Raw genomic sequence first — 11,497 nt, forward strand, 5'->3', positions numbered from 1 at the left:
AATGACAAAAAATGGTCATGTTGAGGAAAGTTCGACGTGCGCCATTGCGCAGAGTGACTGATCGTGTGCACTTCGCGGCGTCGCTGATGTGCTGCTGAACGACCGTTCGTCGCATGCGCGCGGGTGGTCGATCCGGGACGAGACGTCGTCTGGATCAATGTTTGTGTTACACGCCGTAAGTCGGGTGGAATTTGAGCCTGGGCGCGTGGAATTCGACTTGTGAAATCGGTTTCAGGCGGTCACTTCTCGAACTCGTCGCCAGTGGCTCGCGGTCGGCGGAATGACCACGACCGGGCACTCGGCGTGGCGCAGGCAATTCGCAGCGACGCCGTGCGAAAGGAACTCGCGGACCGCACCGCGGCCGCGGGTACCGATCACCAGCAACGCGGCGTGCTTCGAGGCCTCAGCCAGTTGCACGGCGGCATCGCCCACGACGACGCACTCGGCGACGTCAGGCGCGTGCAGCACCGTGGCGCGCACCTGCCGCACCGCCTCGTGGAGCTCATGGGCGGGGTGTCGTTGTGGCATCTCGCCGTACGGGTTGAGCCCCATCGGCGCGGCAGGCACGATCGCGGGCTCCCGGTGGTGGGCCAGCATCGCCTCGACCCTGGCGCCGCGGTGTGCTGCTTCCTCCATCGCCCAGCGCAACGCCGCGCGCGACTCGGTCGAACCGTCGACGCCGACCAGGATCACAGGTGTCCTCATAGCTGCTCCCATCACTCGCAACCAGCGTGCGGCCAGGCCTTGAACGTTGGCAGGGACCAACGTCACGAGCGAGGTGAGCCCATCCGCACTGCTGACTCGCACGTGCGTGGCGAACCCTCGATCGCACGGATCGAACGGAGGACGTCATGAAGGTGAAGAGGGGCGACTGGCTGGTGGAGCCCGGCGGTCGGCGCGGACAGGTCACGGCGGTCAAGCACGAGGACGGCAGACCTCCTTACCTCGTGCGGTGGCTGGACACCGAGCACGAGGCGCTGGTGTTCCCAGGCCCCGACACGCACATCGTCACGACTGCGGACGAGGCCGCTCGCCTCCACGCGGGCTGAGCGGTGGACACCGCTGTCGCACTCGGCCACCTCGCGACGGCGCTCGCGATCGGGTTGCTGCTGGGCGTGGAACGTGAGCACGACACCGAGCACGACTCGATCAGGCCTGCCGGGTCGCGAACGTTTCCGCTGATCGCACTGGTTGGTGCGGTCAGCGCCGCGTTGTCACCGGTCGCGCTGGGGTGGCTCTCGGAGCCGTCGCCGCTCTCGTGATCGCGTGGTACCTGCGCACGTCCGAGCCGGGCGCGACGACCGAGATCGCCGCCATCGCCACGTTCCTGCTGGGCGCGCTCGCCTGGCACCGGCCCGAATTCGCGGTGCCGGTGGGCGTGGCGGCTGCCGCGTTGCTGGCCGCCAAAACGCCGTTGCACCGGTTTGCCCGCAAGGTGGTGAGCGATCAGGACGTGCGTGACGCGACGATCCTGTTCGTCGTCGCGTTCGTCGTGCTGCCGTTGCTGCCGAACCGGACGCTCGGCCCGTACGGGGTGTTGAACCCCGCCCGCGTGTGGTGGCTGGTCATCGCCGTCACGGTGATCGGCTGGGCCGGGTACGTCGCGGCTCGTGCGTTCGGGGAACGCTGGGGCTTGCTCGTCACCGGGTTCGCGGGCGGTTTCGTGTCCGGTTCGGCGACGACCGCGGTGATGGCGCGCAAGTACCGAACCGCCGGTGCGGCGGTGTTTCCCGGTGCGGTGGCGGTCAACCTGGCCACGCTGGCGCAGATCGTCGCGGTGACCGCCATCGCCGGCCCGCCGGTCGCGCTGAGACTCCTGCCCTCGATCGGAGCCGGCGTCGTGGTGCTGCTGGTCGAGGTGGCATGGCTGGTGTGGCGCACGAAGCCCGCTGAAGCGGAGAACGACGAGCCCGTCGTCAGCAGGCCGATGTCGCTGAAGGCGGCACTGTCGCTGGCGGCGGTCCTCGTGCTGTTCCTCGTGCTCACCCGCGCTGCGGCGGAGTGGCTCGGTGGCGGGGGAGTGGTGGCCGCGGTCGCTCTCGGCGGCCTGGCGGACGCGCACGCGGCAGCGATCGCGGCTGCCTCGCTCGCGCCGCAGCCCATTTCGGTGCACATCGCGGTGCTGGCGTGTGGTGCGGCGCTGGCCACGAACACCATCGTGAAGCTCGTGCTGGCCGCAGTCGCCGGCGGACCGCGGTTCGCACTCAGGCTTGCCGCGTGGCTGGCGCCCGTGGTCGTGGCGGTGGGGCTGGGCATGGCCTGGTAGGTGGGGGACGAAGGTCCCGGACGGCGCGGGACCGCAGCCACTCACCGGCGACGGCACGGTCCACGAGGCTGAAGTGCATGAGCGAGAACGAGTCCCGGCCCGTGGTGGTCGGAGTCGATGGATCACCGGCCTCCCTGGCCGCGTTGCGGTGGGCTGTCGAGGACGCCCGCAGGCGCGGGTGCGGGGTCGACGCGGTGACGGCGTGGCACGCCGACTACGGCGTGATGATCGGGCCACTGCCCGCGGAGGTCTTCGCCGAGGTGTCGCCTCAGGCGATGAAGTCGGCGGCGCAGAAGGTCCTCGACCGTTCGGTGGAGGGCTTCGAGGGCGTGGAGATCCGTCAGATCCTGGTCGAGGGTGATGCCCGCGACGTGCTGTTCAAGGCGTCGGAGGACGCGGCACTGCTCGTCGTCGGCAACCGGGGGCACAGCAGGATCGTCGAGGCGATCCTCGGCTCGGTCAGCGCCTACTGCGTGCATCACGCGTCGTGTCCCGTGGTCGTGGTCCGCGAAGCGAAGGTCGGGCAGGAACGTCCGGTCGCGGAGCCCGCGCTCCCGCTGACGCCGGGACCGCTGCTGTGAACGCGGCGGCGTTGCTGACGGACGGTTCGGTCGTCACGGTGCGCGAGCTGGGGCCGGGCGACGTCTCGGCGTTGCTCGAGCTGCACCGGGGTCTGCCGGTCGAGGACCGGTACATGAGGTTCTTCAGCACGTCGCCGCGGCAGCTGGAGGACTTCGTCGAGCGAATGATCTCGCCGGACGCGCCACAGCACGTGGTGCTCGGCGCCTTCCGTGAGAACCGGTTGCTGGGGGCCGCGAGCTACGTGGTGGTACGCGAGACCGACTTCGCGGAGGTCGCACTCGTGGTGTCGCACACCGAGCAGGCGCACGGTGTCGGCACCCTGCTGCTGGAACACCTCGCGTCGCTCGCGCGCGGTCGTGGGGTGCGGCGGTTCACCGCCGAGGTGCTCACGATCAACGGCCGGATGCTTCGGGTGTTCACCGACCTGGGTCTGGTCACCTCGATCGTGCCCGACGGCGAGGTCATCTACGTCGAGCTCGTTCTCGAGCCGGGCGACCACTACCTCGACGTGGTGAGCGAACGGGAGTCGCGCGCCGACGTCGCGAGCCTGACGCACGTGTTGCGTCCCAGTTCGATCGCCGTGATCGGCGCTGGTCGGTCACCGGGCTCGGTGGGCAATGCGGTCCTGCGCAACCTCATCGAGGGCAGCTTCACCGGCGACCTGTACGCGGTCAACCCGCACGCGAAGTCCGTGGCCGGCGTCGACTGCTACGCCTCGGTCACCGAACTGCCGGAGGCATCCGAGCTGGCGGTGTTGTGCGTGCCGGCGAAGGCCGTTCCCGCTGTTGCCGAGGAGTGCGGTCGCCGGGGCGTGCGGGCGTTGGTCGTCATCTCGTCCGGCGTCGACGCAGAGGAGTTGCTCAAGGCGGTTCGTGCGCATGGCATGCGCCTGGTGGGGCCGAACTGCCTGGGTGTGTCGACGAGCGCACCGGCGGTGCGGATGAACGCCACGTTCGCGGCCGACAGCACTCTTCCGGGTGGCGTTGGGCTCGTCACCCAGTCCGGTGGCATCGCGATCGGCGTGCAGGAGGAACTGCGCCGGCTCGGTCTGGGGCTGTCGAGCCTGGTGTCCACCGGTGACAAGCTCGACATCAGCAGCAACGACCTGCTGATGTGGTGGGAGCACGATCAGGACACCCGGATCATCGCGCTGTACCTGGAATCGTTCGGCAACCCGCGCAAGTTCGCGCGCATCGCCCGCCGCGTCGCCGCGACCAAACCGGTGCTCGCCATCCGCGCCGCCACCAGCGAGGCCGGCCAGCGCGCCGCCGCCTCGCACACCGCCTCGACCGCGACGCCGTCGGTCACCAGGGACGCGCTGTTCCGGCAGGCGGGCGTGATCGCGGTCGACAGCGTGCCGGAACTGACCGACGCCGTGATGGCCCTGAGCTGGCAGCCGCTCCCCAGTGGACGGTCGGTGGCGGTGCTCAGCAACGCCGGCGGACTCGGCGTGCTGGCCGCGGACGCCTGCGTCCGCCAAGGCCTGCACATGGCCACGCTCGGTGAGGAGACCCGCAGGGCGTTGGCCGAACTGGTCCCGCAGACGGCCAGCCTGCAGAACCCGGTCGACACCACCGCCGTCGTCGACGAGAAGACCTTCGCCCGCTGCCTCGACATCGTCGGCACGGACCCGGCGGTCGACGCCGTGATCACCGTGACGGTGCCGACCGCCCTCGGCGACCCCACCGGCGGCGTGCGCAACGTCAACGGCAAACCGGTGCTCGCAGTGCGCACCGGCCAAACCGAACGCCTGGCAGGAGAAGTGCCCTGCTACGCGGAGCCCGCTCGCGCCGCCGCGGCGCTGGCGCGGCTGGCCGAGCGCGCGGACTGGCTGGCGCGGCCGAGGGAGTTCGCCCGTCTGAACCGGATCGACCTCGACGCCGCGAACGCGGTCGTCGCGAATCGGCCGGAGGGTTGGCTGCCCCCGGATGACGTCGTCACGCTGCTGACCGCGTTCGGGCTGCCGGTGCTGGGCGGAACCCTGACCACGACGGCGGAGCACGCCGTGGCAGCCCAGCGCGCCTATGACGGCCCGGTCGCGCTCAAGGCGGTAGCGGATGACCTGCTGCACAAGAGCAAGGGAGGCGGCGTGGAACTCGGCGTCACCGACGCGGCAGGTGTGGCGGAAGCCTTCCGCGCGTTCCAGGAACGCTTCGGCGACCGGTTGCGCGGCGTGTTCGTGCAGCCGATGGCGTCCGGCGGCCGGGAGCTGCTGGTCGGCGTGGTCACCGACGAGAAGTTCGGACCGCTCGTAGTGGCCGGTCTCGGTGGCGTGGACACCGATCTGCTCGACGATCGGGCCGCGGCTCTCGCGCCACTGTCCACAGCGGACGCGGATGACCTGCTGCACGGTTTCCGCACCGCGGGCCACGTGCTCGCAGACGCCGACGAGGACGCCGTGCGGGAAGTGCTGCTCCGCGTCGCGGAACTGGCCGGCGCACTGCCCGAGATCGTCGAACTCGACATCAACCCCCTGGTGCTGAGCGACACCGGATGCGTGGTCGTCGACGCACGAGTACGCGTCGCACCGGCCCCGCACACCGACCCGTTCCTGCGCCGGCTGCGCACCACCTGACCAGAACCACGAACCGAGGGAGAACAAGCCATGAGCACCAAGCCGATCGTGGTGGGCATCGACGGAACGCCCGCGTCGAACCTGGCACTGGAGTGGGCGCTCGACGAGGCCGTCGTGCGCGGTTGCCCCTTGCACGTTGTGCACGCCTGGACCTTCGAGGCGCTGACCGACTGGACCGAGACCACCGAGCAGCGCATGCGAGCCGAGTCTGAGGCCCTGATCGAGAAGGCGGTGCGGACCGCCGCGGAGAAGCGCCAGGAGATGCCCGAGATCGTCCGCAAGAGCTTGCGGGGTGACGCGGCCGAGGTGCTCGAACGGACCTCGGAGGGCGCCGCGATGCTGGTCGTCGCCTCGCACACCGGGCACCGGATCCGCCAGATCGTCCTGGGCTCGACGAGCATGCACGTCGTGCGGCACGCACACGCGCCGATCGTCGTCATCCCCGTGGACGACCGCGAGCTAGCGGAGACCGCGCGATGAAGGCCGCTGACGGGATGGTCCGGCCGCTCGTCGCGGTCGGGCCGCGCGACTTCGCCCGCCACGCCGGCGGCCTCATGGACGACTTCGGCCTCACCATGCTGCCCGTCGTCGACGAGGGCGGGTTCCTGGGCGTGGTGACGAGGGTGGACGTGCTGCGTGGCAAGGAGGGTGTGACCTCACCTCTCGTGCAGCAGGTGATGTCGCAGCCGGTGCTCGTGGCAACGCGGGAGACGCCTGCGACGACGCTCTTCGACGCGATGGCCCGCTACGAGGTGCTGTGCGTGCCTGTGCTCGACGGCAGGTACGTCGCCGGCATGGTCACCAGGCTCTCGCTTCTCCAGCTGATCAGCCGGAACAACCAGAAACTGCACGTGGAGGCAGACCGTGCCGTTGTCCACAGCTGACCGCGAGGACGTCGTCCACCACGGACTGCCGGTGGCCGAGATCGTCCTCATCGCGGAAACCGATGAAGCCACCGGCCTGTCCACCGCCCAGTGGCGGGACCGCCTGGCCGCGCTCGGCCCGAACGAGCTGCCCGCCTCGCGCGGGCCGAGTTGGGTGGTGCGGCTGCTCGGACAGCTGCACCACCCGCTCATCTACGTGCTGCTGGTGGCCGCCGGCATCACCGCCGCGCTCGGCGAGATCGTGGACGCCTCCGTGGTGTTCGGCGTCGTCGTGGTCAACGCGATCATCGGGTTCATCCAGGAGGCGCGCGCCGAACGGGCCCTGGACGCCCTGACGGCGATGGTGCGCACCGAGGTGACCGTCGTGCGCGACGGCCTCACCGCACGGGTTCCGTCCGCGGAGCTCGTTCCCGGCGACCTGGTTGTCCTGGAGGCAGGCGACCAGGTCGGCGCGGACCTCCGGCTCGTGGCGACCAAGGAGTTGCGCATCGACGAGTCGGCGTTGACCGGGGAGTCGGTGCCGGTGGCGAAAGACCCGGTGACGTTGCCCTCGGACACCGCATTGGCTGACCGCGTCAACATGGCGTACTCCGGCACGCTGGTCACCGCCGGTGGTGGGCGCGGTGTCGTGGTCGGAACCGCCGGGGACACCGAGATCGGCCGCGTGCACCGGCTCGTCAGCACGACCACCACCGTGCAGACCCCGCTCACCCGCAAACTGGCGCGCTTCAGCCAGATCTTGACCGTGGTGATCCTCGGGCTCGCGGCGTTCAGCGTCGTGGTCGGCGTGGTGCGCGGTGAACCACTCGCGGAGATGGTCACCGCCGCTGTCGCGCTCGCGGTCGGCGCGATCCCGGAAGGCCTGCCCGCCGCGGTCACGGTGACGCTGGCCATCGGGGTGGCGCGGATGGCGAAGCGCAACGCGATCATCCGCAGACTGCCCGCCGTGGAGACGCTGGGCAGCACCACGGTCATCTGCACCGACAAGACGGGAACGCTGACCGCGAACGCGATGACGGTCAACGCGGTTGTGGTGGGAAGCACGCGTCATGAGCTGTCGGGCATCGGCTACGAGCCAACCGGAGTCGTGACGCCCGAACCGACCTCGGCACTGCGTGAATGCCTGCTGGCGGGACTGGCGTGCAACGACGCACGGATCGTCGAGGACGGCGGCCGCTGGCTACCCGTCGGCGATCCGACCGAGGCCGCGCTCGTCGTGGCGGCTCACAAGATCGGTCTCGACGAGGCCGATGTGCCGCAACGGGTGGACGTGCTGCCGTTCAGCTCGGAACGGATGTTCATGGCGACCCGGCACGCCAACGACGTGGTCTACGTCAAGGGCGCGGTCGAACGGATCGTCGCCCTCGCCGGGCTGGACCGGTGCCTCGAAGCCGAGGAGCTGGCCGCAGCCGGCTTGCGGGTTCTGGCCATCGGCCGCGCGGCAGGCATCGAGCTGTCCGAAGAAGCCTTGCGCGGCAACGTGGAGTTGCTGGGCCTGGTCGCGATGCACGACCCGGCACGGCCCGAGGCGATCGAAGCGGTGCGTGCCTGTCAGGCGGCGGGCATCGAAGTCAAGATGATCACTGGTGACCACCCGGCCACCGCCCGTGCCATCGCGGCGGAGTTCGGCATCACCGACGTGCACGCCCGCGTCGCGCCCGAGGAGAAACTGCGGCTGGTCAAGCAGATCCAGGCCGGTGGCGAGGTGGTCGCGATGACCGGCGACGGCGTGAACGACGCACCCGCGCTGCGGCGCGCGGACATCGGTGTGGCGATGGGCAAGGGCGGTACCGAGGTGGCCAAGCAGGCGGCCGACATGGTGCTGATCGACGACAACTTCGCCTCCATCCGCGCCGCCGTCGAGGAAGGCCGCGCGGTCTTCGACAACCTGCGCAAGTTCATCATCTGGACGCTGCCCACCAACATGGCCGAGGGCCTGGTGATCCTCACGGCGATCCTGCTCGGCGCGGCACTGCCGATCCTGCCGGTGCAGATCCTGTGGATCAACATGACCACCGCCGTGGCGTTGGGACTGACGCTGGCGTTCGAGCCGCGCGAAGCGGACGTGATGAGCCGACCGCCGCTGCCGCCGTCGTTGCCGCTGCTGACCCGGCAGTTGGTCGGCCGGATCGTGTTCGTCTCCGCGATCCTGCTCGCGTGCTCGTTCGGCGCCTTCCGCTGGCAGCTCGCGTCCGGCGCGACGCTCGACGTCGCGCGCACAGTCGCGGTGAACGTGTTCGTCGGCGCCCAGATCGCGTACCTGGTCAACTGCCGGTCGCTGGAGAAGTGGCGGCCGAGCACCGGACCGAACCGCTGGCTGTGGGCAGGCATCGCGGTGACCGTGGGCTTGCAGGCACTGCTGACCTATGTGCCGTTCATGAACGACCTGTTCCACACCGCGCCGCTCGGGTGGCAGCCCTGGCTGGTGGTCTTCATGCTGAGCGCGGCGTCCTACGCCATCGTGGAGCTGGAGAAGTGGCGGCAGCGCAGCCGGAAGGGAAGCTGATGGCGAAGCTGGGACGCGAGGTGTACGAGCAGGAACTGCTGCGGTTGCAGACCGAGCTGGTGAAGCTGCAGGAGTGGGTGAAGGCCACAGGTGCCCGGCTCGTGGTGGTGTTCGAGGGGCGGGACGCGGCGGGCAAGGGCTCGGCGATCAAACGGATCACCGAGCACCTCAACCCGCGCGTCGCCCGGATCGTGGCTCTGCCGGCGCCCAGCGAACGTGAACGCACCCAGTGGTACTTCCAGCGTTATGTGGCACATCTGCCGGCGGCGGGCGAGATCGTGCTGCTGGACCGGAGTTGGTACAACCGCGCGGGCGTCGAACGCGTGATGGGCTACTGCACGCGGGAGGAGCACCGGCTGTTCCTCCGGCAGTGTCCGCAGTTCGAACGGATGCTGGTCGAAGACGGTGTCCTGCTGCGGAAGTACTGGTTCTCGGTGAGCGACGCCGAGCAGGAACGCCGGTTCCGCAAGCGTCTGGACGACCCGCTCAAGCGGTGGAAGCTCTCGCCGATGGACCTGGAGTCGTTGACGCGCTGGGAGGACTACTCGCGCGCCAAGGACGAGATGATGGTGCACACGGACATCACCGAGTCACCCTGGTACGCGGTCGAAGGCGACGACAAGCGACGGGCGCGGATCAACATGATCGCCCACCTGCTCAGCACCATCGACTACCACGAGGTTACCGCGCCGAAGATCAAGCTGCCCGCGCGGCCACCGTCCAGCGGCTACCAGCGCACGGCCCGCGCTCTCCAGCGAGAAGCGCCTGATCACGCCGCCAAACTGGTTTGAACGTCGCAGGAGAAACCTTGCGCCGCAGCCAGGCTGGCTCGGCAGGCGCGGATGATCTGCTGCGTGGCAGACGTGCGGGGCGTCCGGTGGCACGACGCGCACCGCACCAGAACGTCACCGGTCAGCTCGTCAACGCCGACCGAGGCCGTGAGGAGCAGCCGCGGCACCAGTGGTGTCCGCGTCCTCGTCGGCGAGCGTCACAGCGAGCCTGCGATCCCTGACGTCGTCTCGGCGAGACCAGGGGCTCATCGGAGACGAGACCAAGGTCCCTGGGGGCCACCGCTTGCACCCGGAAGTCTTGACGGTGGAGGTGGACCATGACCGCGAACACGCTGTCCCGACTAGTCCGCAGGGCTATTCCCGGACGCAACCCGCTCGCCACGCTCGGCGACCGGATCGAAGGCGCGGTGCTCGCGCTGGGAGTCGTGGTGGCGTTGCTCGCTGTCCCGGTGACCGGAGCGATCGGCTCGGAGATCTACGCGACGCACGAGTCCCGCGTCGAGGCCGAGCAGAAAAGCCGGACTCAGGTGAGCGCGGTGCTTGTGGAGGACGCGCCGTCGATGGACGGTGCCGCCAGTAGCGAGGCGCTGGTCGAGACAACTGAGGCCATCGCGACCTGGCGCACGCCTGGCGGCTTTGAGCGAGAGGGTGTCGTTCGGGCGCCCTACGGCGCCGAGGCCGGCACGACTCTGCGGATCTGGGTCGACCTGAGCGGTGAGCCGACCGAACCTCCCATGACGAACCAGGGAGCCACGTTCAACGCGATCTTCAGCGCACTGCTGCTGTGGGGACTGATCGCGGGTGCGATGGCGCTGTCGTACGGACTGGTGCGGATCGTGCACATGAGGATTCGCCTGCGCTGGTGGCAGCTCGAATGGGAGCTGACCGCGCCGGACTGGACCGGGCGGTGACTCACACCGTTCCGATAGGACACTCAAACGTTGTTGTCGTGGGTGTTGACGGGTCCCAGTTCTCCCTGCGTGCTGTCCGGTGGGCGGCGGAAGACGCTGTACGGCGCGGTGCGGAACTGCGCCTCGTTCACGCGGAACTCCCGTTGCCTGCTGGTGTACCAGACGTTTCCAAACTGGCGCGCAGTGCCTTGCATGACGAGGCCATGGATTGGATGCAGGAGGCTGCCGCGACGGCGAAAGAAACCGCGCCCGGCCTGGATGTTCAGACGCATGTCGAAGTGACCACCGCAGCCGTGCTGCTGGGGCAGGAGTCGGAGACGGCCGCCCTCGTTGTGGTCGGCGCACGCGGACGTGGCGGGTTCGAGGGTCTGTTACTCGGCTCGGTCGCTGTCGTGCTGTCGTCCAGTTCGTGGTGCCCGGTCGTCATCATGAGGGGTGACGATCCTGTCCCCGGCCGGTCTGTGGTCGTCGGTGTGCACGGTGCGCCGGAGGACTGGCTGGTCCTGGATCGGGCGTTCGAAGAAGCCGCTGCCCGTGCCACGTCGCTGGTGGCCGTGCACGCCCGGAAGCCGCCGTTCGAGTCCGCGGAGCTCGCCGAGTCTGTGGGGATCGTGTGGTCCGGGCTCGATGCCGTTCGTCAGTCCCTGGTAGCGCAGCGGCTTGCTTCTTGTGCTGATCGGCACCCTGGTGTTCGAGTGGAATGTCATGTGGTGCACGGGTCTGCCGCAGGGCGGCTCGTGGAACTATCCAAAAACGCGGCGCTGTTGGTTGTCGGTTCACACGGCTGCGCTGGGGCGACCAGTCACACGGTAGTTCAGTACGCGCGGTGTCCTGTGCTTCTCGTGCGTCCAGGGTTGTCTGAGCAGATTGAACAGGTTCACCGGGCCGTGTGAACCTGGACAAGGCAAAGGGCGAGGGCGCTGCGGTGGGCGGGCCCGCCCCCGTTGGCGTCGGTGTGCCCGCAGCCCACGGTTGGGCGTGG

General features: G+C 69.3%; 12 protein-coding genes. 11 read left to right on the top strand and 1 reads right to left on the bottom strand.

Annotated features, from left to right (window positions below):
• Positions 1-231: 231 nt before the first annotated feature.
• Entirely contained in the window at positions 232-705 is a 474-nt protein-coding gene (locus tag AB0M48_RS25720) for a universal stress protein (protein WP_363846547.1), read from the bottom strand.
• A 146-nt stretch (positions 706-851) separates the two neighbouring features.
• On the opposite strand from AB0M48_RS25720, the gene AB0M48_RS25725 reads away from it, so the two are divergent.
• The 11 genes from AB0M48_RS25725 to AB0M48_RS25775 all read left to right on the top strand — a co-directional run bounded on the left by AB0M48_RS25725 (position 852) and on the right by AB0M48_RS25775 (position 11,408).
• Positions 852-1,049 (top strand): DUF1918 domain-containing protein, encoded by a 198-nt coding sequence (locus AB0M48_RS25725; RefSeq protein WP_363846549.1) that lies wholly within the window; start codon positions 852-854, stop codon positions 1,047-1,049.
• Positions 1,050-1,052: 3 nt separating this feature from the next.
• Complete coding sequence (locus tag AB0M48_RS25730) at positions 1,053-1,262, top strand: MgtC/SapB family protein (RefSeq protein ID WP_363846551.1); 210 nt, start codon at positions 1,053-1,055, stop codon at positions 1,260-1,262.
• Positions 1,232-2,266, top strand: a complete 1,035-nt coding sequence (locus AB0M48_RS25735; RefSeq protein WP_363846553.1) for a DUF4010 domain-containing protein — start codon at positions 1,232-1,234, stop codon at positions 2,264-2,266. Before AB0M48_RS25730 ends, AB0M48_RS25735 begins: the two co-directional genes overlap by 31 nt.
• Positions 2,267-2,343: 77 nt before the next feature.
• On the top strand, positions 2,344-2,847 hold the full coding sequence (locus AB0M48_RS25740; protein WP_363846555.1) for a universal stress protein: 504 nt from the start codon (positions 2,344-2,346) through the stop codon (positions 2,845-2,847).
• Positions 2,844-5,423 (top strand): GNAT family N-acetyltransferase, encoded by a 2,580-nt coding sequence (locus AB0M48_RS25745; RefSeq protein WP_363846557.1) that lies wholly within the window; start codon positions 2,844-2,846, stop codon positions 5,421-5,423. Before AB0M48_RS25740 ends, AB0M48_RS25745 begins: the two co-directional genes overlap by 4 nt.
• A 30-nt stretch (positions 5,424-5,453) precedes the next feature.
• Positions 5,454-5,903 (top strand): universal stress protein, encoded by a 450-nt coding sequence (locus AB0M48_RS25750; RefSeq protein WP_363846559.1) that lies wholly within the window; start codon positions 5,454-5,456, stop codon positions 5,901-5,903.
• Positions 5,900-6,307 carry a CBS domain-containing protein gene (locus AB0M48_RS25755; protein WP_363846561.1) on the top strand — a complete coding sequence of 136 codons (408 nt, stop codon included), beginning with the start codon at positions 5,900-5,902 and terminating at the stop codon, positions 6,305-6,307. Before AB0M48_RS25750 ends, AB0M48_RS25755 begins: the two co-directional genes overlap by 4 nt.
• Entirely contained in the window at positions 6,288-8,813 is a 2,526-nt protein-coding gene (locus AB0M48_RS25760) for an HAD-IC family P-type ATPase (protein ID WP_363846563.1), read from the top strand. The genes AB0M48_RS25755 and AB0M48_RS25760 overlap by 20 nt, the downstream gene beginning before the upstream one ends.
• Positions 8,813-9,604, top strand: a complete 792-nt coding sequence (gene ppk2, locus AB0M48_RS25765; RefSeq protein ID WP_363846565.1) for a polyphosphate kinase 2 — start codon at positions 8,813-8,815, stop codon at positions 9,602-9,604. Before AB0M48_RS25760 ends, ppk2 begins: the two co-directional genes overlap by 1 nt.
• 317 nt (positions 9,605-9,921) lie before the next feature.
• Complete coding sequence (locus AB0M48_RS25770; RefSeq protein WP_363846567.1) at positions 9,922-10,515, top strand: hypothetical protein; 594 nt, start codon at positions 9,922-9,924, stop codon at positions 10,513-10,515.
• Positions 10,479-11,408: a universal stress protein gene (locus tag AB0M48_RS25775; RefSeq protein WP_363846569.1), complete on the top strand. Its 930-nt coding sequence runs from the start codon at positions 10,479-10,481 to the stop codon at positions 11,406-11,408. The genes AB0M48_RS25770 and AB0M48_RS25775 overlap by 37 nt, the downstream gene beginning before the upstream one ends.
• Positions 11,409-11,497 lie beyond the last annotated feature (89 nt).

The sequence above is a fragment of the Lentzea sp. NPDC051208 genome, assembly GCF_040682435.1.
In the GTDB taxonomy this organism is placed as follows: Bacteria; Actinomycetota; Actinomycetes; order Mycobacteriales; family Pseudonocardiaceae; genus Lentzea; species Lentzea kristufekii.

Excerpts from the sequence above, each read along its gene's own strand:
- AB0M48_RS25720 (WP_363846547.1), bottom strand. The coding sequence starts at position 705 with ATGAGGACACCTGTGATCCTGGTCGGCGTCGACGGTTCGACCGAGTCG.
- AB0M48_RS25725 (WP_363846549.1), top strand. The coding sequence starts at position 852 with ATGAAGGTGAAGAGGGGCGACTGGCTGGTGGAGCCCGGCGGTCGGCGC.
- AB0M48_RS25740 (WP_363846555.1), top strand. The coding sequence starts at position 2,344 with ATGAGCGAGAACGAGTCCCGGCCCGTGGTGGTCGGAGTCGATGGATCA.
- AB0M48_RS25750 (WP_363846559.1), top strand. The coding sequence starts at position 5,454 with ATGAGCACCAAGCCGATCGTGGTGGGCATCGACGGAACGCCCGCGTCG.
- AB0M48_RS25755 (WP_363846561.1), top strand. The coding sequence starts at position 5,900 with ATGAAGGCCGCTGACGGGATGGTCCGGCCGCTCGTCGCGGTCGGGCCG.
- ppk2 (WP_363846565.1), top strand. The coding sequence starts at position 8,813 with ATGGCGAAGCTGGGACGCGAGGTGTACGAGCAGGAACTGCTGCGGTTG.
- AB0M48_RS25770 (WP_363846567.1), top strand. The coding sequence starts at position 9,922 with ATGACCGCGAACACGCTGTCCCGACTAGTCCGCAGGGCTATTCCCGGA.
- AB0M48_RS25775 (WP_363846569.1), top strand. The coding sequence starts at position 10,479 with ATGGGAGCTGACCGCGCCGGACTGGACCGGGCGGTGACTCACACCGTT.